The organism is Candidatus Venteria ishoeyi, assembly GCF_030378065.1.
GTDB classification, from domain to species: domain Bacteria; phylum Pseudomonadota; class Gammaproteobacteria; order Beggiatoales; family Beggiatoaceae; genus Venteria; species Venteria ishoeyi.
Genome location: NZ_JAUCGJ010000028.1, coordinates 1 through 24,811 on the forward strand (window position 1 = coordinate 1; position 24,811 = coordinate 24,811).

General features: G+C 44.7%; 22 protein-coding genes. 11 read left to right on the forward strand and 11 right to left on the reverse strand.

The window, feature by feature from the left end; all coding sequences use genetic code 11:
* The first annotated feature begins 14 nt into the window (after positions 1 to 14).
* Genes QUF61_RS10690 through QUF61_RS10700 form a run of 3 tightly spaced genes read left to right on the forward strand, consistent with a single transcriptional unit; the run spans position 15 to position 2,412 of the window.
* A complete protein-coding gene (locus tag QUF61_RS10690; protein ID WP_103921017.1) occupies positions 15 to 800 on the forward strand; it encodes a metal ABC transporter ATP-binding protein in 786 nt (261 codons plus the stop codon).
* A gap of 9 nt (positions 801 to 809) precedes the next feature.
* On the forward strand, positions 810 to 1,637 hold the full coding sequence (locus tag QUF61_RS10695; RefSeq protein WP_103921016.1) for a metal ABC transporter permease: 828 nt from the start codon (positions 810 to 812) through the stop codon (positions 1,635 to 1,637).
* A complete protein-coding gene (locus tag QUF61_RS10700) occupies positions 1,630 to 2,412 on the forward strand; it encodes a DUF2145 domain-containing protein (protein ID WP_286019442.1) in 783 nt (260 codons plus the stop codon). Before QUF61_RS10695 ends, QUF61_RS10700 begins: the two co-directional genes overlap by 8 nt.
* Here QUF61_RS10700 and QUF61_RS10705 read toward each other — a convergent pair.
* On the reverse strand, positions 2,409 to 4,496 hold the full coding sequence (locus QUF61_RS10705) for an ATP-binding protein (RefSeq protein ID WP_289681647.1): 2,088 nt from the start codon (positions 4,494 to 4,496) through the stop codon (positions 2,409 to 2,411). The two genes, QUF61_RS10700 and QUF61_RS10705, sit on opposite strands and share 4 nt — an antisense overlap.
* 104 nt (positions 4,497 to 4,600) lie before the next feature.
* Here QUF61_RS10705 and QUF61_RS10710 point away from each other — a divergent pair, with 104 nt between their 5' ends.
* On the forward strand, positions 4,601 to 6,847 hold the full coding sequence (locus tag QUF61_RS10710) for a primosomal protein N' (protein ID WP_289681649.1): 2,247 nt from the start codon (positions 4,601 to 4,603) through the stop codon (positions 6,845 to 6,847).
* Positions 6,848 to 6,884: 37 nt separating this feature from the next.
* Here QUF61_RS10710 and QUF61_RS10715 read toward each other — a convergent pair whose 3' ends face one another.
* From QUF61_RS10715 to csrA, 4 genes are read right to left on the reverse strand one after another with little or no spacing between them, the layout of a single operon-like run.
* Positions 6,885 to 7,766 carry a globin domain-containing protein gene (locus tag QUF61_RS10715; RefSeq protein WP_103921013.1) on the reverse strand — a complete coding sequence of 294 codons (882 nt, stop codon included), beginning with the start codon at positions 7,764 to 7,766 and terminating at the stop codon, positions 6,885 to 6,887.
* Positions 7,767 to 7,781: 15 nt separating this feature from the next.
* The gene (locus tag QUF61_RS10720) at positions 7,782 to 8,423 is read right to left on the reverse strand and encodes a pentapeptide repeat-containing protein (protein ID WP_103921012.1); all 642 of its coding nucleotides are present in this window, start codon (positions 8,421 to 8,423) and stop codon (positions 7,782 to 7,784) included.
* An 11-nt stretch (positions 8,424 to 8,434) separates the two neighbouring features.
* Positions 8,435 to 8,806, reverse strand: coding sequence for an Mth938-like domain-containing protein (locus QUF61_RS10725; protein WP_103921011.1), 372 nt, complete (start codon positions 8,804 to 8,806; stop codon positions 8,435 to 8,437).
* Positions 8,784 to 8,987 (reverse strand): carbon storage regulator CsrA, encoded by a 204-nt coding sequence (gene csrA / locus QUF61_RS10730; RefSeq protein ID WP_103921010.1) that lies wholly within the window; start codon positions 8,985 to 8,987, stop codon positions 8,784 to 8,786. Before csrA ends, QUF61_RS10725 begins: the two co-directional genes overlap by 23 nt.
* Positions 8,988 to 9,165: 178 nt before the next feature.
* On the opposite strand from csrA, the gene QUF61_RS10735 reads away from it, so the two are divergent.
* Positions 9,166 to 9,411, forward strand: coding sequence for a hypothetical protein (locus QUF61_RS10735; protein WP_289681651.1), 246 nt, complete (start codon positions 9,166 to 9,168; stop codon positions 9,409 to 9,411).
* A gap of 273 nt (positions 9,412 to 9,684) precedes the next feature.
* Here the strand turns inward: QUF61_RS10735 and QUF61_RS10740 are convergent, their stop codons facing one another.
* From QUF61_RS10740 to QUF61_RS10750, 3 genes are read right to left on the reverse strand one after another with little or no spacing between them, the layout of a single operon-like run.
* Positions 9,685 to 12,900 carry a DEAD/DEAH box helicase gene (locus QUF61_RS10740; protein WP_289681653.1) on the reverse strand — a complete coding sequence of 1,072 codons (3,216 nt, stop codon included), beginning with the start codon at positions 12,898 to 12,900 and terminating at the stop codon, positions 9,685 to 9,687.
* 8 nt (positions 12,901 to 12,908) lie between these two features.
* On the reverse strand, positions 12,909 to 13,556 hold the full coding sequence (locus QUF61_RS10745) for a DUF3226 domain-containing protein (RefSeq protein WP_289681655.1): 648 nt from the start codon (positions 13,554 to 13,556) through the stop codon (positions 12,909 to 12,911).
* Positions 13,556 to 14,605 carry an AAA family ATPase gene (locus QUF61_RS10750; RefSeq protein ID WP_289681656.1) on the reverse strand — a complete coding sequence of 350 codons (1,050 nt, stop codon included), beginning with the start codon at positions 14,603 to 14,605 and terminating at the stop codon, positions 13,556 to 13,558. Before QUF61_RS10750 ends, QUF61_RS10745 begins: the two co-directional genes overlap by 1 nt.
* Positions 14,606 to 14,808: 203 nt before the next feature.
* Between QUF61_RS10750 and hslV the strand changes: the two genes are divergently transcribed.
* Positions 14,809 to 15,354: an ATP-dependent protease subunit HslV gene (gene hslV, locus QUF61_RS10755; protein ID WP_103921005.1), complete on the forward strand. Its 546-nt coding sequence runs from the start codon at positions 14,809 to 14,811 to the stop codon at positions 15,352 to 15,354.
* A gap of 2 nt (positions 15,355 to 15,356) precedes the next feature.
* A complete protein-coding gene (gene hslU / locus QUF61_RS10760; protein ID WP_289681658.1) occupies positions 15,357 to 16,679 on the forward strand; it encodes an ATP-dependent protease ATPase subunit HslU in 1,323 nt (440 codons plus the stop codon).
* Positions 16,680 to 16,739: 60 nt separating this feature from the next.
* Here hslU and QUF61_RS10765 read toward each other — a convergent pair whose 3' ends face one another.
* Positions 16,740 to 17,951, reverse strand: coding sequence for a sugar transferase (locus tag QUF61_RS10765; protein WP_289681659.1), 1,212 nt, complete (start codon positions 17,949 to 17,951; stop codon positions 16,740 to 16,742).
* Between the two features lie 415 nt (positions 17,952 to 18,366).
* On the opposite strand from QUF61_RS10765, the gene QUF61_RS10770 reads away from it, so the two are divergent.
* Together QUF61_RS10770 and QUF61_RS10775 are read left to right on the forward strand one after the other, a co-directional pair.
* Positions 18,367 to 18,822 carry an FxsA family protein gene (locus tag QUF61_RS10770; protein ID WP_103921002.1) on the forward strand — a complete coding sequence of 152 codons (456 nt, stop codon included), beginning with the start codon at positions 18,367 to 18,369 and terminating at the stop codon, positions 18,820 to 18,822.
* Positions 18,823 to 19,051: 229 nt separating this feature from the next.
* Entirely contained in the window at positions 19,052 to 19,540 is a 489-nt protein-coding gene (locus QUF61_RS10775) for an RNA pyrophosphohydrolase (RefSeq protein ID WP_103921001.1), read from the forward strand.
* 130 nt (positions 19,541 to 19,670) lie between these two features.
* Here QUF61_RS10775 and QUF61_RS10780 read toward each other — a convergent pair whose 3' ends face one another.
* Both QUF61_RS10780 and QUF61_RS10785 read right to left on the reverse strand, forming a co-directional pair.
* Entirely contained in the window at positions 19,671 to 20,090 is a 420-nt protein-coding gene (locus QUF61_RS10780) for a hemerythrin domain-containing protein (RefSeq protein WP_177428529.1), read from the reverse strand.
* A 387-nt stretch (positions 20,091 to 20,477) separates the two neighbouring features.
* Positions 20,478 to 21,374 carry a hypothetical protein gene (locus tag QUF61_RS10785; RefSeq protein WP_103920999.1) on the reverse strand — a complete coding sequence of 299 codons (897 nt, stop codon included), beginning with the start codon at positions 21,372 to 21,374 and terminating at the stop codon, positions 20,478 to 20,480.
* 290 nt (positions 21,375 to 21,664) lie between these two features.
* On the opposite strand from QUF61_RS10785, the gene QUF61_RS10790 reads away from it, so the two are divergent.
* Both QUF61_RS10790 and QUF61_RS10795 read left to right on the forward strand, forming a co-directional pair.
* Positions 21,665 to 22,354 (forward strand): energy transducer TonB, encoded by a 690-nt coding sequence (locus tag QUF61_RS10790; protein WP_289681660.1) that lies wholly within the window; start codon positions 21,665 to 21,667, stop codon positions 22,352 to 22,354.
* A 135-nt stretch (positions 22,355 to 22,489) separates the two neighbouring features.
* Positions 22,490 to 24,787 carry a CHAT domain-containing protein gene (locus QUF61_RS10795; protein ID WP_289681661.1) on the forward strand — a complete coding sequence of 766 codons (2,298 nt, stop codon included), beginning with the start codon at positions 22,490 to 22,492 and terminating at the stop codon, positions 24,785 to 24,787.
* The last annotated feature ends 24 nt before the right edge of the window (positions 24,788 to 24,811 follow it).

Consider the following 24,811-nt stretch of genomic DNA (forward strand, 5'->3'; position numbering starts at 1 on the left):
AAGATGAGTAATCAATGGATAAAACAGCTGCCATTCATGTAGAGCAGGTTTCTTTTACTTACAATGGCCCGCAGATCCTTGAAAATGTAAATTTTGTTGCACAAAATAAGGCATTTGTCGGACTGGTTGGACCTAATGGTGGTGGTAAAAGCACTTTACTGAAATTAATTCTGGGTTTATTAAAACCAGACAAGGGACACATCAAAATTCATGGCCTGCCACCTGAGAAGGGGTGTTTGCAAATTGGTTACGTACCACAATTTGCATTGTTTCCCAGAGATTACCCTGTTTCCGTAGAAGAAGTGGTATTAATGGGACGCCTGGGTCAAACCCGTTTTTGGGGGGGGTATCGTGAGCAGGATAAACAGATTGCGATGCAAGTGATGCAGGAAGCACAAATTGAAAATCTGAAACAGCGCCCAATTAACAGCTTATCTGGCGGACAATTGCAGCGGGTATTAATTGCGCGGGCGCTGGCTTGTGAGCCAAAAACACTCATACTGGATGAACCCACCGCCAATATTGATATGCGCACTGAAGAAGATATTTTTGAACTGCTGAAAACCCTGAATCAGCGCTTGACCTTATTGGTGGTCTCACATGATATTGGTTTTATTTCCGGTTATGTTGATCAGATTGCCTGTTTGAATCAAACTTTGTTGTGCCATCATACCGATGCACTGGAAGGGGGATTGGATGCACAATCCATAGAAAACTTATATGGTGGTGCAGTACGCGCAATTCATCATCAACACCCAGGGATGCCGCATCATTGCCCTACACCGACTAACTCCCACTGATACCTCATCATGAATTTTTTTGAAGCCTTAGTGCAATTTTCATTTCTGCAACATGCCTTGCTGGGCGGCGTATTAGCCAGTATTGGTTGTGGTGTTATGGGGACTTATGTCGTGGTTAAACGCATCAGTTTTCTGGCCGGTGGTATAGCGCACGCCGTACTGGGCGGTATGGGGCTGGCCTATTATTTTCAGGGGCAGCCAATCATCGGTGCATTGATCGCCGCTATTCTTTCCGCCCTGCTCATTGGCTGGATTAAACTGCGTTGGCAGGAAAATGAAGATACCCTGATCAGTGCTATCTGGGCGATTGGCATGGCAGTGGGGATTTTATTTATTTCCCAAACCCCCGGTTATAACACCGATCTCATGAGTTATTTGTTTGGCAATATTTTATTGGTTACGCAGCAAGATCTGTATCTCATGCTGGTTCTGGATATACTGATTCTGGCAACTGTATTGCTGTTTTATAAACAGTTTCTTGCGGTTACCTTTGATGAAGAATTTGCCCGTTTGCGCGGCATCAAGGTTGAAGTATTTTATTTGCTGCTATTGTGTCTGGTGGCATTAACAGTGGTCTTATTAATCCAATTGGTCGGTTTGATACTGGTCATTGCTTTGTTATCTTTGCCTGCGGCAATTGCCCGTCAACATTTTAATTCTCTACCCCGCATTATGGGGTTTGCGGTTTTGCTCGGCATAATATTTACCGGTGGCGGCCTGATGCTGGCTTACAGCCCGGATTTACCCGCAGGTGCCACCATTATTTTGTTTGCTGGCAGCGGCTACTTGTTGTCGAGTTTAATTAAATATGCCAAGTTGTATCACATCAGTGAATAATAAACTTATCTGTTTTTTTTGCTGCCTCTGGCTGCCCGCCACACTATTTGCCAGTAATAACCCGGCAAACAATGAGCCGCATTTCACTGTTGCGCAAATTAGTGCTTTTGCTAAAAAAGTCGAAAAGAAACTGGGGCAAAAAGGCGCGCGGGTTTTTATTTTGTCGCGCGTAGGACGCCCCCGTGAGCAATTACCAGCGGGTATTCAATATACCCATACCGCACTTGCAGTGTACTCAAAGATTACGACAGAAGCCAGTGATACAATTCCAGGTTATGCGATTTATAATCTGTATCAAAAAAACCAACAAACTGATCGCAGTGAAATCGTGATTAATTTTCCGGTAGATTTTTTTGCTGACAGCTATTTGCTGGAAACCGGCATCATCATTCCCGTTCCCAAATTGCAACAGCGTTTACTGCAAGATATTCAGGCAGGTATGCATCAGAAACTGCACAATCCCCGCTATTCGATTATTGCCAATCCCTTTAACCAGCAATTTCAAAACTGTACTGAATATGTACTGGATTTATTAAATGCCGCAATTTATAAGACCGCTGATAAAGTGCAGTTAAAAGCCAATGCCAAAGCCTATTTTCAAGCACAGGCTGTTGAGGTGAACCCCTTAAAACTGATGTTTGGTGCGATGCTGGCACCTGAGGTGGCCTTGTCGGATCATCCAGATACGCCTGAAACAGCCACTTTCACCCGTATTGCCCGTTATCTGGAGAAGTATCAAATGGTACAGGAAGTGTTTGTTATCAAAGCGGATTAATGCGGGCTGGCATCATAAGATGTCACCTGATTTTGCACCACTTTACGAATCATTGCGGGTAAAGTCACCTTAAAATTGGAACCTTGTTCGGGGACACTGGTGACTTCAATCTCCCCTCCCATCATCTGAATAAAACTGTGTGTAATCGCCAGCCCCAGACCCGTGCCACCATATTTGCGGGTAGTAGAAGCTTCTGCCTGAGTAAAAGGTGTGAATATTTTTTCTAATTGCTCAACTTTTATACCAATGCCATTGTCACTGACCGTAAAATGCAACTGGTTTTGGCGCTCAAACCGTTGTCTTCGTACAATAAGCTGGATGCGGCCTTGCTGGGTGAATTTACAGGCATTGCTGAGTAAATTCAGCAGGATTTGTCGTAACCGTGTGAGATCGGAGTACATTTGCCCTAAATTATTATCCGTCGGTATATCCAGTAGCAATTCATTATGATTTTTTTCAGCCATTGGCAGCATGGTGCTATAAACATCCTGTAACATTTCTTCTACAGAAAAATCTTCCAGAAATAATTCCATACGATTGGCTTCAATTTTTGAAATGTCCAATACATGATTAATGAGTCCCAGCAAATGCCGTCCTGACTGACTGATTTTCATGGCATCTTGTTGTAAATCCTGATTTCCCACTTCTTCTGCCAGCATTTCACTGTAACCAATAATCGCATTAAGCGGGGTGCGTAACTCATGACTCATATTGGCTATAAAATGGCTTTTTGCCTGATTGGCTTCTTCAGCCGTTTTTTTCGCCTTTTCCAGCACCTGAGTCTGTGCATTGAGGTGATTTAGTAAATGGTGATTTTCATGGAAAGTATGCGCGACTTTGACAAACCACAACATCCACTCATCAGGCACATCAGGAATTTTAGTATTGGGCGAGTGACTTTGATCCTCAATATGCTGCACCAGTAAACCTGCCGGAGTAATAAATTCGCGGCGAATCAACCCGGCGCTGATCATGATTAAAATAATTAAAGCAGGCAATAAAAACAAAAAAGCCCAGTCACTCTGGCGCAGGGATTTGACCAGCAATTGATGTTTAGGTACTAATAAAATTAAATGCCAGGGTACATGTTGTAACGACTGTGATAAATACAGATAATCGCCTTGGGATAAAAATGTTTGCGTAGGCTGTAATAATATATCCGTGACGGGTTGCCTCAGCACGGCAGGCAAACCTGTCTTCAAGGTTTTAATTGTTTGCGTGCTGCTGCCTGCCATTGTGGAATGCCCCAATAACTGATCGTGCTGATTGACAATCAGAAAACTGTTATTACTGGCAGTTTGCACAAAATCTTTGAGCATATTCAAAGAGGTGTCTAATGCCACCACCCCAAGAAATTCCCCGCCTTCATCTTGTGGCGCGTAAATTGGCGCGGAATAGGTTGCCATTAAGCCTTTTCCGGCCTCATCCATATAAGCCTGACTCCATAAGGCCTGCGCTTGTGGATTATTTTCTGGTAATACTGCCGTGTAAAAATCACGTTGATAATAATGGCTATCAAATTTGAAAAACTGACTGGGAATCCAGGGATATAGATTGATGAAATAGCGCTTTGACATATAATAGGCCCAAGTCATATTGCTGAGGCTGTTTTGCGCGACCTGGAATAGGGTATTCAGGTTCAAAGCCATATTAATTTCCTGATAGAAATCTGCGCTGCGCTCAGTTAATGAACCACTGCCGGTTAAATTCCCCACCTTATCCTGTGAGTAAGGGGGGCAGACCTGATCTAATGCATAAGCAGGCATTTCTCCTGATTTTATTTCTCCAGGCTGTATGCGTAATTGTGAAAATAAGCCCTCTTCCAGCCCATCATTTAGAAAATGGGAGCGCGGATGGGTTTCCAAAAAATAATTGGCACTAATGCGTATACCTTCCAGCATTTCAACGCTGGTTTTCATTTTATGGTTTAATTGCCCCAGACGATCCATAAATAAACTGTGTAATGCGGTTTTTTCATGCAAATAGTGGGCACTGAATTGGAAATAAAATAATGTCAGCGAAATCATCGCAAACAATATAAAACTTACCGTCATGATCTGGTTGTAGCGTTTGAAAAAGTTCATTTTAGATGGTGGTATAACTATTTATTATCTGATGTTATGCAGTCACTATTTTTTACAATACGTAACACCAGTTATTTATTTTCAGAGAGCTATAACATAACCTGATGCCCGTGATTTGTACAGATACAATTCTACAGCTTGCAATTCCCTGCCCCTTGCCAGGGTTATTTGACTATCTGCCGCCACCACAAGCGGCAAGCGATAACTGGCAGGCCGGGATGCGTTTGCGTGTGCCTTTTGGCTCTAGCACACGTACCGGGGTACTCATTAAGGTGGCTACGCATACTCAGGTGGCACTGGATAAATTACGCGCCGCAGAAGTTGTGCTAGATGATAAGCCGGTTATTCCCACTGATATCTTAAAATTGGCGCAATGGGCAGCAAATTATTATCACCATCCGCTAGGACAGGTGCTGGAAACCCTGCTACCGTCTTTGCTTAATCGCGGTGAAGTTGCGGCTTTGCCAGACTTACCCGGATGGTGTGCGACAGAAAAAGGGCGGGAAAGCCAGATTGACAGCTTGCCCAAAAGAGCCTTGCGCCAACGCGCTTTATTGCAATGCCTGCAACAATACCCGGAAGGTTTAAGCAACGCCATGATCCAACTGGCTGCGCCGACACCACCAGCCACGCTAAAGCGATTGGAACAACAAGGCTTGATTCAGGCCAAGCGTTTTGCCAAGCCTTTGCATAGCCTGCTTAACACCCACAACGATACGACTCAATCCAAAACTGTGGCACTGGCATTAAATGCTGCACAACAAGCCGCAGTTGATGAGGTTTGCGGCGCACTGGGCCAGTTTCAGGCTTATTTGTTAGACGGCGTCACTGGCAGCGGTAAAACTGAAGTTTATTTACAAATCATTCAGCACGTCATTGCGCAGGGTCAGCAAGCACTGTTGCTGGTGCCGGAAATCAACCTCACGCCGCAAATGCTGTCACGTTTTACCCGCCGTTTTGATGTGCCGATTGCCATTTTGCACTCCCGGTTGACGGATAAGGAGCGTTTATCAGCCTGGTTAATGGCACGTGATGGTTTGGCCCCCATTGTGATTGGCACCCGCTCAGCAGCCTGGACGCCACTGTTGCGCCCTGCTGTATTTATTATTGATGAAGAACACGATAACAGTTATAAGCAGCAAGGCGGCCTGCACTATTCAGCGCGCGATTTAACGGTCATGCGCGCCCATCAAACCGCTTGTCCGGTGTTACTTGGCACTGCAACACCCGCATTGGACACGCTCTATAACAGCCAGCAACAGCGTTATCAGCGTTTGCATTTACCTGAGCGCGCAGGCGGTGCAAAGCCCCCTGATTATAAGCTGATAGACTTGCGGGTACATAAAACCTATGACGGCCTGTCTCAGCCGCTGGTTAAAGCCATTCAGACCCGCCTGGATTTGGGCCAGCAAAGCCTGATTTATATCAACCGCCGCGGTTACGCACCAACGGTGATGTGTCATGATTGTGGCTGGGTTGCCGAATGTCGCCATTGCAGCGCGCATTTAACTTACCATGCGCACAATAAACAACTGGCTTGCCATCATTGCGGCATGGTAATCGCGTTGCCCAGACATTGCCCCAGTTGTCAAAAAACTGCGCTACGCTGCCTGGGACAAGGTACGCAGCGCCTTGAACAAAGCTTGCAAGGGTATTTTCCCAAAGCCCGGATTCTGCGTATAGACAGTGATACCACCCGTGGCAAACACAATATGGAGAACCTGCTGGAACAGGTACACAGTGGTAAGGTGGATATTCTGGTGGGTACACAGATGCTGGCAAAAGGCCATCACTTCCCTAATGTCACCTTAGTGGGTGTCATTAACATGGATGGCGGATTGTTTGGCGTGGATTTTCGTGCGGGTGAGCGGGTAGCTCAAGCATTGATTCAGGTCGCTGGACGCGCTGGACGCGCGGAACTACCCGGAGAAGTGCTGGTACAAAGTTATCATCCCGACCACCCCTTGCTGCAAGCTTTGTTAAAACAAGGTTACGGCGCTTTTGCTGACACCGCACTGGCAGAGCGCAGCGAAGCAGAGTTGCCGCCTTATACCTATTTGGCGCTACTACGCGCGCAGCACCGCGATGAAAATAACTTACAAGCTTTTTTAAGTCATGCCATGAATCAAGCCAGTGCTGTCACCACCTCAAATCCCGTGGAACTCTTCGGGCCACTACCTGCACCTTTAAGTCGCCGCGCGGATTTACATCGCGCGCAATTACTCATCCAGACCAGGCAGCGCGCCGCTTTGCATCACTTGCTTCAGCAATGGCTGCCGCAGTTGACTGATAACCCGCATCGTAAAGGGATACAGTGGATGCTGGATGTCGATCCTCAGGATTTGTTTTAGACAGTGCCCAAGCCCCACTGGGGTTAGCTGTATAAAATTATGCGTTTTTTGGTTTTTTTACCACTACCGGCATTTGTCCGGAACATTTCAGTACGCACTCATTGACTGATTTTTTGACAATACTGCTGCGAAAATTGTCATCCACTTGCAGCCAGCGTTCCGCAATTTCAGGGCTGAGTCCTTCATCCAGTATCGCCTGACACAGAATATTCTGGCGTAAATCAGCAATTTCATCGGTGATGAACATGTGCATATGGATAAAAGCAGGGGTATCCCCCCGATATTGGTTTTCGCCACCAAAGGCGGCAACCATAAACTGGGTTTGTTTCATCACCAGTGATTCTTTGGATTTGCCAAAGAAAAACTGCCCCAGCCAGTCGTGGTCAAACATCACGTCATAAAAACGTTGATGCACCTGAGTGACCTTATCTTTGCCCCCAATTTTTTCCAGCAAATCCGTATTATCAGCCAGATTCCTAATATCACGGTGGACTTTACGCCGCTCTACCTGTGCGATGGCCTGTTTCATCAAGGCTGCCACATCAGCAAAAACAGCTTGCCAGGCTTCGCGTAAAGCTGTATCCATCTCAATTTCAGGATTACTGTCCAGAGCGCTTAACAAGGCGGCTTGTGCGGTATCAAAATATTCCGGTTGTACACCGTAATCAATCAGATGGCGCTCACCCATACGTGCCAGAGAAGGCTGGATTTTTTCCAGGTGCTTAACATTTTTCAGGATGTTCAGCATATTGGAAAACTTACGATTTAATACCTCAACACCGCCGGGAAACACTCGTTCCAGCGATATATCACGCAAAAACAGTTCCCGGAAAAATAAACGTGAAAGTTCATTAATATCTTGGATATTTTCTATGCAGTCTTTCACTAAAAGACGTTGCTCGGTTTTCTGTTCAAGCATTTTCTTTAAATCCAATTAATCGTCTTTAGCTCGAATCACACCAGTGACTTCGGCATCCTTAAATGAAGCATCTTCAATTTCAGCACCCGTTAAAATCGCATTACTGAGTTGTGCTTTATCAAAATTGGCTTTAGTCAGCGTTGCGCCGGTTAAATCCGCAAATTGAAACTCTGCGCCTGTGGCATCGGCTTCTTCAAAATTGGCTTCTTTGAGTTTGGCTTCAGATAAGTCCGCACCCTGCAAATTGGCTTTGGTAAAATTTGCACCGCGTAAATCCGCGCCACGCAATTTTGCCCCCGCTAAATTGGCACCTTCAAAATTAGCCTCGCGTAAATCCACTTTTAAGAATTTGGCACCTTGTAACTTTGCGCCTTCAAAATTGGCTTCTTTGAGGTTGACCCGGATAAATTTTGCACCCTGCAAATCTGATTGGGATAAATCAGCCTCATTAAAGTTCAGGCGATTTTTTTTCTTTTTAGCTTTGACCTTAACGCCTTTTAGATTACATTCTGAGCATTCCTTGTCTTCCAGCAGTGTTTCCAGGTTTTCCTGTATTTCTTCGGCATCTTCCTCTTCATCAGCCAGTACGATGCTGCTCCCGGCAAGGTTAAACCCCAATAAAAACAAGTATAAAGGCAAGTGTTTTTTATGATTCATGCTAAGACTCCTCAGACAATCAATAACGCAGCAAGTACATTACGTCCTTCTGCGGCTAACAGGCCATAAGTGCGACATGCTGCTGCGGTATCCATGACTTCAACACCAATACGGGCATTGATCAAAGCTTGCAACAGATGTGATGGTGGGTAACGAAAACAACTACCAGAGCCAAAAATAAGCAATTCAGCTTGCCAGTCCAGTAATGCGCTGAAATGTGATGGCGTTAACTGCTCAAATTGTTGCGGTGTCCAGAATTCCAGGCGTTGCGGACTGACTAACAGGCTTTGCGTGTGGTGCTCGCCATTAACTTTCACATATTCCTGAGATTGATAAGCCTGGATTTGGTAATGAGCTTCATTATGATCCAGTTGCAGGTTCATTGTTTTCAGCCGTTGTTTTTTCTTGTTGAATGCGTTGATAAATTTCTTCTCGGTGTACAGCAATTTCTTTTGGTGCATTGACGCCGATGCGCACCTGATTACCTTTAACACCCAATACGGTTACGGTCACATCATCGCCTATCATCAGCGATTCCCCAACACGCCTTGTTAATATCAACATCCTTTTATCCTCCTTGTCGATGTTTTGCCTGCTGCGCTATAAGAAACAGAATAAGGAACATGTTTGACTTGTTTTTTATCCTTGTTCCTGAGCGTTTACTCTCCAATGCTCATGATAATTGAGCAAGCGCCCCCCCAGATTTTACAACCTGTGCCAAGCCCTCAGGTTCACATCTATTATGACTTTATCGTATTATTATAAATCGCTGGCGTTACGCAAACGCTTCACAATGAGTTTTCCAAAGCAAAGCGAGTTACATAACATCAGTATAGAACTTTATAATACCATCAAAATTATAATTAATGCTACGCAACCCGGTTATTTTTGGTTTGAGGTGGAAGCAGTTTTTAGCCATGCAACGGCTAATCGGGCTTCCACCAACAAAGCTAACCTGCTGCCAACCATACTGCTGCGCGTAGTGTGACAGCACGGTTGGCGGTTAAGGAGTAAGGATGAAATAAGTGCAGAAACTGGGCGCAGGATTTTTATTTATTTTCAAGGCATGAAAACAGGCGCATAGCAAGCTATGTAACTGTTTTCACAACGCAGAAAATGGAGAAAAAGACCAGCCAGGTTGCTGAAGTTATAAAATTCTCACTCCTAAGTAGCTTGTGTATGTCCGGCGGTTCCCTGTAGGAGAATCACCGTCAAATAACAATATCATTATTTTTTCTCAACCGTTATTTACTGACCATTCCTAAGCTGATTCCCGCTTTTGAAACACGCCACTGCCCGCCAGTTCTTCCGTTTTGATTTCTTCCTGCACAATAATCGCATCCTTTAAGGATGTTTTGCCGGATAATAAGCGATTGAGATTGACATCAAAAGAGTCAAAATCAGGGTGGGTCAGGATTGGGATATAGACATTGACGTCTTTTTTCTGCCCGATGCGGTAGGCGCGGTCAGTAGCCTGGGCTTCTTTGGCGGGATTCCAGTGGCGCTCCAGGTGGATGACGTTATTGGCGGCGGTAATGGTCAGGCCCACGCCTGCCGCAACCGGGGAAATCAACATGACACCAAAACCTGGTTGTTCCTGGAAGTGGTCAATGAGTCCCTGGCGGGTGGGATTGTTGGGGTTTTTGCTCACGGCTTTGGTTTCACCGTTGATAATCGGCACTGATAAACCATAAATACGGCTCACGCCCAGCGCGACCATTTCCTGCAAGCGTTTATTGACGGCAAACACCAGCGCCTTTTCTTCACGCTCGCGGACGCCATCGAGTATATCCAGCAGCAGGCGCATTTTTTCCGATTGGTTCAAAAAGACACGCATGGTTTCCGGCGTTTGCGGCAGTTCCGGCACACCTTGTAATAAGGTCGGGTGCAGGGAGGCATCACGCAATTGTTGCAAGCCTAATAAGGCCGTACCCACGCCTTGCTGCGCTTCCATTTTGTCGATAGTAACATCGACCACTTCCTCATAACGCAGACGCTGCTCTCCCGCCATTTCGCAACTGATGCGCTCATCAAAAATAAAATCACCGTCCGCGTTGTAATCACCCAGAATTATGTGTTTTTTTGGCAGGTTTTTCAGGTGGTCTTCTTTAATACGCCGTAGCATAAAGCCGCCGACTGTATCCCGCAGCGCCTGTCCAATTTCTTCGCGCACCTCCTGGGCGGTTTCCTTGGGTGCTTTTAAGATGGGTTTGATGTAGTTTTGGCGGAATTCCTGGTAAGAGCCTAAAAAACCGGGCTGTAATGTATCAAACAAACACCAGAATTCTCCGAGGTGGTTTTCTACCGGGGTGCCTGTCATCAGTAGTTTGAAGTCGGCGTTTAAGGCTTTGGCGGCACGGGTTTGCAGCGTATTGGGGCTTTTGATGTTCTGCGCTTCGTCAAATGCGGCAATAGACCAGTTGACCGAGGCCAGTGAAAACTGGTAATCGCGCAGGGTTTGAAAGGTGGTTAAAACCAACGTGCGCGGTAAGTCCAGACGCTGTTCTTCCCAGATTAAACCAACTTTCAGTGAGCAGGGTGGATAAAAATCCTGTTCAGCTTCAGCTTCGGCTTCGGCTTCGGTTTCAGTTTCTGTTGTCGTTGCTGTTGTCGTTGCTGTTTCCTGGGGTTCGTCTTCTACGGCTGTGCTGGTGTTTTCTTGCAGGATTTCCGGCAAGTCTTCCCAGGGTGGTATATCGGTATCAGGTTCTGCAATTGGGGTTGCTGTTTCTTCCTGCAATGGCGCTTTGGTTTCTACACCCATGCCTTCAATACGGTACTGGGGCAAGTCACCATCCGACTGCAAAGTGATAATACGCTCAAATAAAGGGGTTTTGTAAGTGTCTTCAACTTCCCGTTTCCAGTTTTCCAGCAGGCTCAGCGGCGCAACCACCAGCACGGGTTTTTCAGACTGGGTGTGCCGCAGAATTTCCCGGATGCCAACGATAGTCATATAGGTTTTACCCAGGCCCATGTCATCTGCCAGCAGCGCGCCTTCGACTTTTTGTTTGGGGCCTAGCGGCTGGCCTTGGTTTTGCGCTAAGGCCAGCATCCAGCGTATGCCTTCGACCTGATGTGGAAAGGGGGTACGGCTGTATTCAGCAAAATCAATTTCTGTGCTGCTGCGTATACCTTTTGGCGGTGGTTGCAATTCTTCGCCAAAATCAGATTCCATATCATTGAGATGAATATCAATGGCGATGGGGCCAGTGTCTTCCGTTTGCTCTTCAGCAGCGTTTTGTAGTTCAACTTCCAGTTCTTCGACCGCTTTTAATACCGTGACGGGATCGGAAATATCCACCTGCCGTCCTTCAACGTGGACACAGGATGCATTGGTTTGTTGTGCATCAGCCAGACTCTGGCGAAAGTCTGCCAGGGTGGGCAGGTCACTAATAACCTCAGACAAGGCTTCCGGGGCAACCAGCGCAGGGCTATCTTCCCAGTTTTCAATCAGGGCATCCATTTCTGTGCCTGCGGCGGCACCAGCCTGGAACCATTGAATTTCATTACCACCGGTTTCGCCAAAATAGGCTTGTTGAAAGGGGCCAGCACCTTTTACGCGCAAAGAAAAACCATTATCCAAATGGATTAAGTCGGCATCTAAAAATGAGCCGGGCGCAGCAAAAAACTTGCTGCGCTGGGATAGCGGAATATAACGTTTTTGAATAATCTCATGAGCGGCTTTTAAGCGTGGCTCATCCAGCAAAATCAGTTGTTTGCCAACCCGCAGACTTTGTGCTTTGCCATCGGGATGTAATTGTCCCAGGCGTTTGGCGACTAAGGTCTGATCCAAGCCCTCGCCAAAGCTTGGCATGAGTTCCAGACTGCCATCGGCCTGCACTTCAACCGCCAAGCCAACTTTGTCCGGCGCGCAAACCTGGAAATCATTAAATGCGGCACAATCCAAATCCAGACCGGCTTTACTTGCGCTAATCAAACGGTTAACCGCAGCGAGATTGTCATATTCCTGGTGTGGTGAATGCTGGTGTTCGGCGATGGTATTGAGCGCATCCCATTGCAGGGCATCTGGCAGATAGATTTCAGTCTCACTGAGTTGCAGCAAAGGGCTGTCAAACTGGTAATAACGGATGAGTTCATCATCCTGGCTGCGTAAATTTAATTGCAAGGCAAAACTGTCTTCAGTGGAACGCCCGCTGATTTGCAATTGCATGGCACCCGGCCAAGGCGCGGGCAGGTTAAAAATATAACGGCTGTCGGCATCCAGCGCGGCGGCATCTGCCGGGGCTAAGAAAATACCGCAGGGCAAATCTTGGGCGATACCTTCTTCCAGCAGCATTTGCATCCGTAAAAACTGGTGTAATACCAAATCAGTGCCAGCACCGCGTTTGGCTTGTTCCCAGTCTTGTTCAGGAAACTGTAACGTGAGTCCTTGATCCTGTACCTGGTAACTCAGTTGTGAGCTTTCTACAAGCTGTTCCTTGCTGAATAAATTTTTGACTAAATCCGTCAGTCCCATGATTTTCCTTATGAATTAAAGAGTCTGTTTAACCAATTGGCAAAGCTGCTGGCAATTTCATGATCATGTTGGAGTGCATGAGAAGTAAGCGATTGCCCCAGTGGTTTGCCGGGTTCATCTTGCCAGGACAGGTAGGTGTGTAGTATGGCTTTACTGCGATGCACAGGCTTAAAACGGGTTAAGTTTTTAGCTTCGGCTTGGGTAACGCAATATTTCGCGTATTCCAGTGTTGGTGTCTCAGCCAATGGCATGAGGAAATCTTCCAACATACCTGGATCGTGATTATTGGGCATGAACCAGAGACCTATGCGAGGGTGGTTTTCTAATGTTTCAAGCACCGTACCCTGAGCTTCAGGCGCTTTGGGCAGGCTATAGCCAAAAGTGCTTAGAATACCTGCAAGCTGTTGCCAGCGGACGGCAAGGTTTGGTATTTTTTCCAGGATGTCAGTATCTAATACTACACCAATCGTATTAATATCCTGTTCTTCAACCAAGGCATCTAAACGGGATAATAAGTTTTCATCACCACCACACTCATATAAACCAAAACTTTCTTTTAGGTTGTATTTTTCGCACAAGGCCATAATGACATGGCAATCATTTTTTCCTTCTACCAGCAACACTTGGGAGCCTTTATATTTACAATTTGAAGACATCAGCGCATCTCCACATCTGTTGTCAAGGCATTGCCTAATCTTTTTCTTGGATATTCAGTCACAAACACAGTTTTATCGGGTGGATTATTCAAACGTAAAAAACTCCCGATACTTTCATCAGCCTGTAGCATCCATGCCTCATAAAAGCTCTCTACACAATCCCGGCTATGGGTGGTGGCAAATACCTGTACCTTGAGTTCTTCCGCCAGTTGAAAAATTAAAGCCCAAATTTGTGGTTGTATGCGCCAGTGCAAGCCATTCTCAAATTCATCAATCAATAAAGTACCATTTTGCGCATTGACCAGTGCTAAAATGATATGAAATAAATGGGTCATGCCATCACCGAGTTGCCGCAAGGGGACGCGCTGCCCCTGACGAAATACAACCGGAATCATTTCAATTTCTTCGTTTTTGGTATGATTGCGTATCAGTCCAAAACGGTCAATTTCAGGGTCTATTAATTGCAGAGCATGAATAACCGTATCTTCAAATGCTGTAAATACAATCTGATCCCATAATATTTCTATCTGCTTAGAAACAAAGCGCGTGGTAAATAGAAAATGCGTTTTTCCAGTGAAACGATATTCACTCATCAAGTAGGGTGTCAATTCGGATAAAAGGGTTTCATTGCGTATTATCCCTCCTGGCCCAGCATACTCCGTTACAAAAGTATTTTTTCCAGGAAATTTATTATTCATTTTCAGATCATATCCATAACACTCTTCTTCATATTCATTAACACCTTCAAGATGACGCAAGAAACAATCGAATAGTTCAATAGTTTCTGAATCTTTATGCTGGTGAAAAAGATGATATATCGGATGGTTGGCATCGCTGGATTCGTTTTTATTTTGCCAGAATTCTTCACGCTGCGTAAGAATGCTGCGCAAAATTTCAGGTGCTACATCTCCTGTGTAAAGCCACAAGGCTTCCAGCAGGCAGGTTTTGCCGGCATTATTTTTACCTACAATCAGATTTACGCGCCCGAAACGCTGAATATCAAGCGTCTTGAACACCCGAAAATTTTTAATATGAAAAGAAGTGATCATGCTAAACCCACTTTTGAGGACTAAAATAACAAGCAACTCAAACATTACAGTGCCAGGAGTATACGGTTTGCGCCAAGTTGCCGTCAAACCTGGTACTTTTGTCATCATATTATATTGCTTTGCCAAGAAAAATTTGAATATCCCCTCTATTTTTTCGATAATACTCTGTTTTATCTTAATCGCAGCAACACGAGGGCAAGGTATTGGAACGCATTTATGGAACAACCATCCTGTCTGTACGCAGAAATGGACAAGTTGTAATTGGTGGTGATGGTCAGGCGACCTTGGGTAATGTCATCATGAAAAATAATGTCCGTAAAGTACGGCGCTTGTATCATGATAAAATTCTTGCAGGTTTTGCAGGTGCTACCGCCGATGCTTTCACCTTGTTTGAGCGTTTTGAAGGCAAACTGGAACAGCATCAGGGCCACTTGGTGCGCGCAGCAGTGGAATTGGCGAAAGATTGGCGCACTGACAGGATTTTGCGCAAACTGGAAGCGATGCTGGTGGTGGCAGATGCCAATGCCTCATTAATGATTTCAGGTACCGGCGATATTATTGAGCCGGAAAAAAACTTAATGGCAATAGGCTCCGGCAGTTCTTATGCACAGGCGGCAGCGCAGGCCTTGCTGGAAAATACCGAGCTCAGCGCACAGGAAGTTGTAGAAAAAAGCTTGAGTATTGCCGCTGATATCTGCATTTATACCAATCACCAATTCACCATCGAAACGCTGGAAACCGGAAATTGATAATGAGTGAAATGACCCCAAAAGAAATTGTCAGCGAACTGGATAAACATATTATTGGGCAGGCGCAGGCGAAACGTGCAGTTGCCATTGCCTTGCGTAACCGTTGGCGCAGAATGCAGGTGAGTGATCATCTGCGTAATGAAATCACCCCCAAAAATATTTTACTGATCGGGCCGACAGGCGTGGGTAAGACCGAAATTGCCCGCCGTCTGGCACGTTTGGCGAATGCACCGTTTTTGAAAGTGGAAGCCACTAAATTTACCGAAGTCGGTTATGTTGGGCGTGATGTGGAATCCATTGTGCGTGATTTGATGGATATTTCCATTAAAATGTTACGCGAAGAAGCCACTGAAAAAGTTCAGTACCGGGCTATGGATGCCGCAGAAGAGCGTGTTTTAGATGCACTGCTGCCACCCGCACGTGGCGCACAGGAAGAAGACCAGAGCAGTACCCGGCAGAAGTTTCGTAAAATGCTGCGCGAAGGCAAGTTAGACGATAAAGAAGTCGAACTGGAAGTCAATGAATCACGCATAGGCGTTGAGATCATGGCACCGCCAGGCATGGAAGAAATGACCAGTCAGTTGCAGAATATGTTTCAGAACATGGGCAACAACCGCACCCGTTCGCGTAAAATGAAAGTTTCTGAAGCAATTAAGGTGCTGACGGAAGAAGAAGCGGAAAACCTGATTAATGAAGATGATCTCAGAGCCAATGCCGTAGAGCGCGTGGAACAGAACGGCATTGTATTTTTAGATGAAATGGACAAGATTGCGCGGCATTCTGAACGCAGTGGCAGTGGTGGCGATGTTTCCAGAGAAGGCGTGCAGCGCGATTTGTTGCCTCTGGTTGAAGGCAGCACGGTCAGTACCAAATATGGCATGGTTAAAACCGATCATATTCTGTTTATCGCTTCAGGTGCATTCCACTTTTCCAAGCCTTCTGATCTTATCCCGGAATTACAGGGGCGTCTGCCAATTCGGGTGGAGCTTCATGCCCTGACAGTAGATGATTTTACCCGTATTCTCACCGAACCCGATGCTTCTTTGACCGAACAATACACCGCCTTAATGGAAACTGAAGGGGTGAATCTGTCTTTTGATTTATCCGGTATTCATCGCATGGCAGAAATGGCATGGCAGGTGAATGAGCGCACGGAAAATATTGGTGCAAGGCGCTTGCACACGGTGCTGGAATCCTTGCTGGAAAATTTGTCGTTTGAAGCAGCAGAGAAATCAGGAGACAGCATTGTGATTGATGAGCAGTATGTGAATAGTCATCTAAATGAACTGGTGCAGAACGAAGATCTCAGCCAGTATATCCTGTAATACCAAGCCTTTTCAGGTTAATTTAGTTGTTCATAAAAAAGCCCCACTTAAGGGGCTTTTTTATGATTCCTGAGGCGTTTCCTTGCATTCTCCCAATGGATTTTTAGGGGTAAATAGCGCTTGTTTTACCTGCGCTAAAATGGATATCGGCGTACTCAGGATAATTTTCAGATCCAGCCAGAAGCGTATATTACGTGAATATGCCACATCCAGTGCCATCATTTGTTCATAGCTGGTATTATTTTTACCACTGACTTGCCACAGGCCGGTTAAACCAGGGTAGGCATCAGAACGGGTGTGATACCAGGAATAGTAATTTTTAACGGCGTATAACACATCCGGGCGCGGCCCCACCAGGCTCATTTCACCACGCAACACGTTAATAAGTTGTGGAAACTCGTCAATCCCGGTTTTACGCAGGATATTTCCATAAGGAATCACCTTGGGATCGGTATCTTCCAATTTGTACATGGGCTTACCATTTTTCAGCAATTCCGCCACATAATGCTGATGTTTGCTGGTATCGATATTACTTTCCATCGTTCTGAACTTGAATATCGTAAAGGTTTTTCCCAAATACCCGACTCTGGGTTGGGTGAATAGCACCTTGCCTTTGGAAATGGATTTAATATAAATGGCGACCAACAAAAATAAAGGGGATAGCAAAAGCAGGCCAATACTGGCCCCGACAATATCCGTTGCTCTTTTCCACCAGGGCATTGCCTGTATTAATAAGTGATCTAAGCTGGGCGGTGATTCCAATACTGCACCACGCTCTTCAGCATGTAAGTATTGTACGGTATCTGATACCATATTCTCCTGAGCGACCTGATACCATTCTCTTTCCAGCTCAGGATGCCAGTCTAAAGGATAGTGGTGAACCTGATGCAAGGGCATATCTGCTGATTCATAACGCTGCCTGAATAAGTGCGTGATGCTGTTAAGAAAATATTGTGTCCCTTGCATTTCTTGTACACCCGATAGCAATACACCAAGATAGTGTTCATTAACCCAACCGGCAACATCACTTAAGCACAAGCGCGAGGCTAATACTGTCAGCATTCTGCTGGCTTGCTCAGAACCTTGATCCAATTGAAAAGTGACCAGCATAAAATTATGTCCGTACTGGTCAGAACGCGCGCACTCGCGATCAATGATATTTAAAAAATCATTTTCGCTATAAAATAACGTATCCGTATCCAGAAATTTTTTCTGGCTTTTTGAGCTTGCTATCAGTTGGATCAGTGTATTATGAATCAGGGCATTATCCATAACTTTACTCCAGTTTTTTATCATGATTGATATTATTCTTGAGTTTGATGCATGGTGTTTAGGAGTGTTATTCTGAAAAATCAGGTGTTAAACTCAATTTTTTCTAATTTATATTGAGTAAGATCAACTTCAACACTTGGCACTTAACCATACAATAACTACAACAATTTGTAACAAAATATTATTTTTAAATTAAAAATGAGCAAGATAAAGTCCAATATCTGGGATTTAAATATAAATACTTGTAACAATTTGTAATAAAAGATTATTTTCAAGTTACAATAATATGATTTTTGATAAAACCTAAGTAGTCAGGATACTTAATTTGCATTTTGGGAAATTGATTTTCTCAAAATGAGACGCATTTTAAAAATACAGTTTTCTGTCTATCCAATCATTACTTTGAGTACAACTTATGTTCCCTTACCTCTTTTTGATTTTTATTATTGTTCCCGTTATTGAGATTTATTTGTTAATTACAGTAGGCTCGATCATTGGTGCCTGGATTACGATTTTGTTGATTATTGCAACCGCCATGATTGGTAGCGTATTGTTACGCCAGCAGGGTATTTCTGCACTACAACGTGCGCAACACAACATGCAACGCGGTGAAGCGCCCGCGCAGGAACTTTTGGAAGGTCTGGTGTTATTAATTGGTGGACTCTTATTAATTACGCCAGGCTTTTTTACTGATGTGCTTGGTTTTATCTGTTTAATTCCACCTTTGCGGCGTGGACTTATCCGCTTTTTTATGCAGCGTCTGCTGCAAAACATAGTTGTGATGCAAAGTGGCTATTCCAATACTCAGGAAGGCACCATTATTGATGGTGAATACCAGAAAGAGAAGGATGAATCGTGGCGTTTGAAGTGAAGCCATAATTTTAAAATCATGCTGTTTATCCTTTGTTTTTATGCTGGAATTAAGCTAATTTCCAATATGGAAAAACGGGCACTGCTTCGTTATACTCTTGCATTTAATTATTGAAGTGAATCAACCGGGTTCGATATCAAGCTTTACAGCAGTGGACACGGTTTTTAGTCGCATAGCGGCTAATCGAATTGACACCGAACTCAGGTTGAATCAGTAAAAGTGAATAGTTGTGATTGATGTAGAAGGTTTCAGAGCAAATGTAGGTATTATTTTGACCAATCAACTTGGGCAGGTTTTCTGGGCCAAACGGATTGGGCAGAATTCCTGGCAGTTTCCACAGGGTGGGATTAAGTCCTATGAAACACTGGAGCAGGCCTTATATCGGGAGCTGACTGAAGAAGTTGGCTTAACACGCGATCATGTTGAAATCCTGGGCATGACGCAGCAATGGCTTTATTATAATTTGCCCTACCATTTGATTCGCCATCACAAACGCCCATTGTGTATTGGGCAAAAACAACGCTGGTTTATTCTGCGTCTGCTGGGGAAGGAAAGTGATGTGCGCCTGGATTTAAGTGGAACCCCCGAATTTGACGGCTGGCGCTGGGTGAATTATTGGCACCCATTGCGCGAAGTTGTGCCATTTAAACGCAAAGTTTATGAATCTGCCTTAAAAGAATTGGAACCACTCTGCCCTGCTTTGAAAAGGCCGGCATAAAAAAATGACTACCCAATTAAGCCGTAGGTCTATATGCGTGTGCTTTTCAGCGGCTGCCACACAGCCCATACTTCCCATTAAGGTACCAACAGCAGCCGTATCTGCTTTTATTTTATTTCCATTTATTAGCTTATTTAATACAAGCTTTTTCTATCGAAGCAAGTTCTTCAGTGCTGAAAATTTCTTGTACAATATTAAATAATTCTCTTTCTTCAAACCTTGCATGTTTTTCTAATAAATCACCCAACTCTTTTAGCGTATCAGCAGTATGTTCAGCTGTTGGGTTAAAATAAGCGCTAATATCAGCATGCTCATTATAGAGCCTTTCTATAAGTGCTGTTTTTCCAAGTAACTTGAGTTGTGGTGCAATATGGGTTTCTTCTATACGGAAATGATTTTCTAACTCAGCTGCATAATATGCTTCCATTTCATGCCATATATCAGAGATATTCAAGTTACCTGTTAATTTAGCCTGTTTTGCCTTTTTAGCCATGACTAAGGCCCGGTGGTGATCGCTGGACAGACCGCTTAATTCGGGTACTCTTTTCATTGAAAATTTCCAATACTTTCTGGATGATGCTTTGCCAGTACGGCGAGAAAGGCACGCACAGGCCATCTATAGGCTGTCAGATAATTAATTTCCTGGAAGACCAACGGATAACACCCCTTTGAAGGGGTGTTATCCGTAAACCATTTACCTGAGAACTTATAAAAGACTAATGCTTAAAAAACATGAACCTTTTAGGCATTTAGATTTATTTTTTAATTTTCGTATTTTAGGAGTGAGGATGAAATAAGTGCAGGAACTGGGCGCATGATTTTTATTCATTTTCAAGGCGTGAAAACAGGCGCATAGCAAGCTATGTAACTGTTTTCATAACGCAGAAAATGGAGAAAAAGACCAGCCAAGTTTCTGAAATTATAAAATTCTCGCTCCTTATTCAGTATGTGCAGCAACTTTTTGTGCAGAAGTACTAACAGCTTTTAAACGCTCATTACATTCTTTCATAATAACGCGACGTGCTTTATATTCAGCCTGACTTTGTTTGGCTCTTGCTTCAAACGCTTCTTGATTTGGCATTTCAGCAGCACCGGGAAACATTTTATCCATTTGTGCGCGCATGGTATTCATTTGTTTTTCTTGCTCTGCACGCATTTTTTCAAATTGCTGTTTCATCGCTTCAGCATCAGCAGGGGCAGCAGGATAAGCAACCTGAGCTGGTTTTGCGTAAGGTGCGGGCATATTTTGGAATTGTTTTTCAAACTGTTCGCGCATGGCTTTCATTTGTGCTTCCTGTGCAGCGCGCATTTTTTCCATATGTGCTTGACGTTCTGCCGCAGAAGGCATTGCTGGTGCATTCCAGGTGGGTTGGAAAGGCCGTGGCATTGTTGCAGCCTGTTTTTCCATTTGCGCTCGCGCGGCTTTCATGCGTTCTTGCTGAGCAGCACGCATTTTTTCTATTTGTGCTTTATGCTCTTCTACTGATGGTCCGCCTGTCCATGGGCCGTTTACTGGATAAGGTGGGACAAAGGCTGACTGCTGGTAGATGTTATCCATTTGTGCTTTTTGCGCTTGAAACTGTTGTTCCATCCACTGCCGTTGTTGATCCATTTGTGCTTGCATGTGCTTCGCCATTGGATCTAAAGCTAATGCAGGGAAGGCTTGCGCGTGCATTTTTTCCATTTCAGCTTTACGTGCTTCAAATTTTTCTTGCATTTGTTGGTGACGTTTTTCAGCTTCAGCCTGCATTGCCTGTGCAGGACTATCATTTGCTACAGCGAAGGAGGTTGAAAAAGCCAGAGTAATTGCAAGCGGCAGGGTAGCGTATTTCATTTGATGGTACTCCGTATTATTAAGATAAGATATATGGAAGATAAGATATATGGAAAATTGTTATTTTCGAATATTATAACTTTCTAATGTTTGGATTTCAAGTTACTTTGTATAAAATTCACTTTCAATGTAAGCTCTGATAAGGAGTAAAATATTGAAAAGGCTGTCTACCTCTCGCTGCTTGGAATTAAAATTATATGCGGATTTTTTTTGCCATCATCTTGGCTTTTCTTGTAAATTTAGGACTTTTTTGGTGGATGCAGGAAATGATTGCTAAGCAATCAGTAATAATGGAAAAAAAAACATCACCTTATGTTATTGAAACCTTGAAACAGCAAGCTCCACAAAATCTGGAAAATACCGCATCTGTGCAATCTGCTCAGTTACCAGCAATGCCCCCAATACCTACATCATCACCTGTAACACCACCTCCAGAACCACTTGCTGTGCCGCCTCAAGCCAAAGACATCAGTTTACCGAAAAAAATCTTAAACTTACCACCATTAGATTTTATTCCACAATTTGCAAGCCTGAAATCGCATGAGATAATAAAAAAACCACCGAAACCCCCTGAAAAACAAGCAGTAATCCCAAACAAACAGGCTGAGCCTGGTAAAAACAGGCTAAGTACAAGTTCTGTTTCAAAACCGCTGGTTCATGCTCAGACAAAACCTGTTGCAGCCAGTAAACAATCCAGAATCATCAAAGCTGACAGTAACTTAATTCCTCTGCGCCGCATCGACCCAGTTTACCCCCCACGGGCCAGACGTAAACATATTGAGGGCCGGGTCACGATAGAATTTATTGTGACCGAGCAAGGTGCTGTCAGTGCGCCGGTTGTGGTAAAAGCAATACCCGCAGGCATTTTTGAAGAGGAAGCTTTACAGGCAATCAAACGCTGGAAATTTTCACCTAAGTACATTGATGGTGAAGTGGTACGACAACGCGCCAGACAAGTGATGTTATTCAAATTAAAATAATTAATAACATCTAAAGCATCAGTTTTCTCAGCTTAAAAGTGCTTTCATCACCCAAACGCTCTGGTATTTTGATATATTTATCATTTATCATTCTCACAATAACCTTATGGCTTTATTTTTTACGGTGTATCTTCCATGATATTCAGAATTGCAGGTATTTTTTTATTTTTAATAATGGGTGCCAGTCATGCCGATGATAAACAGGCTGTTTTAACATCAGGGGAAGCTGCTTTTTCCCGGGGTGAATTTCAACTTGCGGCAAGCCAATGGGAAAACCAGTTAAAAAATACTACGCCAGCAACAGCGCAGGCTATTGATTTACGTCTGCATCTGGCAGAGGCTTATCAAGCGCTGGGGATGCACGATAAGGCTTTTGCGCAATTATCACCACTGTCAGCCTGGGCTGAGCAATTAGTGGATAGCAAACGCCAGATTCAGGCACATAATCAAATCAGCGATATCTGGCTTAGTACAGGAGAATTGAATGCCGCGCATAATCATGCGCAGGCCAGTATGGACTTGTTAAAAGCATTGCAATCACCCCAACCAGGTCTGCAGGCGGCGACGTTAAACACCTTAGGTAATGTCTTGACCGAATTTGGCAGCCCTGAGCAGGCGCTATCAACTTATCAGCAGGCTGTTGCGCAGGCCGATAGCGCCATGCAACCCGCCTTGGCAAATAAAGCCGCCATTAATCTGTTGAATGTGCAAATCAGTCAGCAGCAGTTTCCTGAAATCACCCAAAATCTGAAAGATATTCAACGCAGACTGACATTGCAAAACAACGATCAGGATAAATTACATACTTATCTGGCGTTGGGTCTGGCAACACAAACACTCAGCACGGTTGCAAAAGCACCGGATAATATACGCCAGCAAGCATGGAAGAGTGCGGTTAAAAATTTTCACAGCGCCGCCCAACTTGCCAAAACCCTGGATTACAGCCGCGCACGCTCGCAGGCTTATGGTTACCTCGGTGCTTTATACGAACATTCCGGGGCAATAGCCGATGCTTTAAAACTCACCCGGCAGGCGATTTTCTTTGCACTGCAAGGTGAAAATCCCGATATTTTATATCGCTGGCAATGGCAGCAGGGACGCTTATTTGCAGCACAGCAAAAAAATGACCGGGCAATCAGCGCTTACCGGGAAGCTGGGCGCACCTTAAAACCCATACAGCAACGCCTGGATGTTGGTTATCGGCGCTCCCCCCCTGATTTTGATAGCGTAGTACGTCCGGTTTATTATGGCTTGGCGGGTTTATTAATCGCTAAAGCCCGGCAAAGTCCAGATAAAACCCAGCAACAAGCTTTGCTGCGGGAAGCCCGAAATGCTATTGAATCAATGAAAGTAGCAGAGTTGCAGAATTATTTTCAGGATGAATGCGTACAAGTTGCACAGAAACGGGCGAACCTGCGTAAATCCAGCCTGGAAAATGCCACGCCCGGCACGGCAACGATTTACCCTGTACCTTTGGATAAACAATTAATTCTGTTGCTGGGTATCAATGACCATATTGAAGCGGTCAGCGTACCGGTAGCCGCTGCGCAACTGCATTATGCGGTTAATCTGCTGCGCCTGCGTTTGCAAACCCGTACCACACGCCGCTTCATGTACCAATCTCAGCAATTATACAATTGGTTGATTCGCCCCTTGTTGCCACATTTGCAGGCCAGGCAGATAGATACCCTGGTTTTTGTGCCTGACGGTAGCTTGCGCAGTATTCCATTTTCCACTTTGCATGATGGACAACAATTTTTAATTGAGCAATACGCCCTGGCGAATACGCCGGGCTTGAGCCTGACTTACGCACAACCCATTAACTGGCAAAACAGCCAAATATTGCTGGCGGGTTTATCGGATGGAGTGCAGGGTTACAGCCCGTTACCCAATGTGCCGAAGGAATTGAAATCGATTCAGCAACTCACCCACGGTCTGGAAATGCTGAATGTGGCTTATACCCAGCCTAAATTTCGTGAAGCCTTAGCACAAACTTCGTATAGCGTGATACATCTGGCAACGCATGGTGAATTTGATGCCAACCCGGAAAATACCTATTTGCTGACATATCAGGAAAAACTGCATATGGATGATTTGCAGCAATTAATCGGCTTAGGCAAATTACGTGAAAAGCCGCTGGAATTACTAACACTCAGTGCCTGTAAAACGGCTGTCGGCGATGATCGCGCCGCCTTAGGTCTGGCTGGCGTTGCGATTAAAGCTGGTGCTGGCAGCGCATTGGCAACCTTATGGTTTATTGATGATGAAGCCACCTCTCTGGTGGTTACGCAGTTTTATAAAAACCTGCTTGGCACGCCCGGTTTATCCAAGGCTAAAGCCCTGCAACAAGCGCAAATTCAATTACTGACACAGGTACGTTATACCCATCCTGCCTACTGGGGGCCTTTCCTGTTGATAGGAAACTGGCTCTGAGGTACAACGCCAAATGCGTTGAAA

What these genes read in the sequence shown, in the direction of transcription:
- QUF61_RS10750 (WP_289681656.1), bottom strand. Translation starts at nt 14,605, where the DNA reads ATGATCACTTCTTTTCATATTAAAAATTTTCGGGTGTTCAAGACGCTT.
- QUF61_RS10720 (WP_103921012.1), bottom strand. Translation starts at nt 8,423, where the DNA reads ATGAATCATAAAAAACACTTGCCTTTATACTTGTTTTTATTGGGGTTT.
- QUF61_RS10710 (WP_289681649.1), top strand. Translation starts at nt 4,601, where the DNA reads ATGCCCGTGATTTGTACAGATACAATTCTACAGCTTGCAATTCCCTGC.
- QUF61_RS10795 (WP_289681661.1), top strand. Translation starts at nt 22,490, where the DNA reads ATGATATTCAGAATTGCAGGTATTTTTTTATTTTTAATAATGGGTGCC.
- QUF61_RS10770 (WP_103921002.1), top strand. Translation starts at nt 18,367, where the DNA reads ATGTTCCCTTACCTCTTTTTGATTTTTATTATTGTTCCCGTTATTGAG.
- QUF61_RS10790 (WP_289681660.1), top strand. Translation starts at nt 21,665, where the DNA reads ATGGAAAAAAAAACATCACCTTATGTTATTGAAACCTTGAAACAGCAA.
- QUF61_RS10785 (WP_103920999.1), bottom strand. Translation starts at nt 21,374, where the DNA reads ATGAAATACGCTACCCTGCCGCTTGCAATTACTCTGGCTTTTTCAACC.
- csrA (WP_103921010.1), bottom strand. Translation starts at nt 8,987, where the DNA reads ATGTTGATATTAACAAGGCGTGTTGGGGAATCGCTGATGATAGGCGAT.
- QUF61_RS10740 (WP_289681653.1), bottom strand. Translation starts at nt 12,900, where the DNA reads ATGGGACTGACGGATTTAGTCAAAAATTTATTCAGCAAGGAACAGCTT.
- QUF61_RS10690 (WP_103921017.1), top strand. Translation starts at nt 15, where the DNA reads ATGGATAAAACAGCTGCCATTCATGTAGAGCAGGTTTCTTTTACTTAC.
- QUF61_RS10765 (WP_289681659.1), bottom strand. Translation starts at nt 17,951, where the DNA reads ATGGATAATGCCCTGATTCATAATACACTGATCCAACTGATAGCAAGC.
- QUF61_RS10695 (WP_103921016.1), top strand. Translation starts at nt 810, where the DNA reads ATGAATTTTTTTGAAGCCTTAGTGCAATTTTCATTTCTGCAACATGCC.
- QUF61_RS10735 (WP_289681651.1), top strand. Translation starts at nt 9,166, where the DNA reads ATGACTTTATCGTATTATTATAAATCGCTGGCGTTACGCAAACGCTTC.
- QUF61_RS10715 (WP_103921013.1), bottom strand. Translation starts at nt 7,766, where the DNA reads ATGCTTGAACAGAAAACCGAGCAACGTCTTTTAGTGAAAGACTGCATA.
- QUF61_RS10705 (WP_289681647.1), bottom strand. Translation starts at nt 4,496, where the DNA reads ATGAACTTTTTCAAACGCTACAACCAGATCATGACGGTAAGTTTTATA.
- QUF61_RS10745 (WP_289681655.1), bottom strand. Translation starts at nt 13,556, where the DNA reads ATGTCTTCAAATTGTAAATATAAAGGCTCCCAAGTGTTGCTGGTAGAA.
- QUF61_RS10780 (WP_177428529.1), bottom strand. Translation starts at nt 20,090, where the DNA reads ATGAAAAGAGTACCCGAATTAAGCGGTCTGTCCAGCGATCACCACCGG.
- hslU (WP_289681658.1), top strand. Translation starts at nt 15,357, where the DNA reads ATGAGTGAAATGACCCCAAAAGAAATTGTCAGCGAACTGGATAAACAT.
- QUF61_RS10725 (WP_103921011.1), bottom strand. Translation starts at nt 8,806, where the DNA reads ATGAACCTGCAACTGGATCATAATGAAGCTCATTACCAAATCCAGGCT.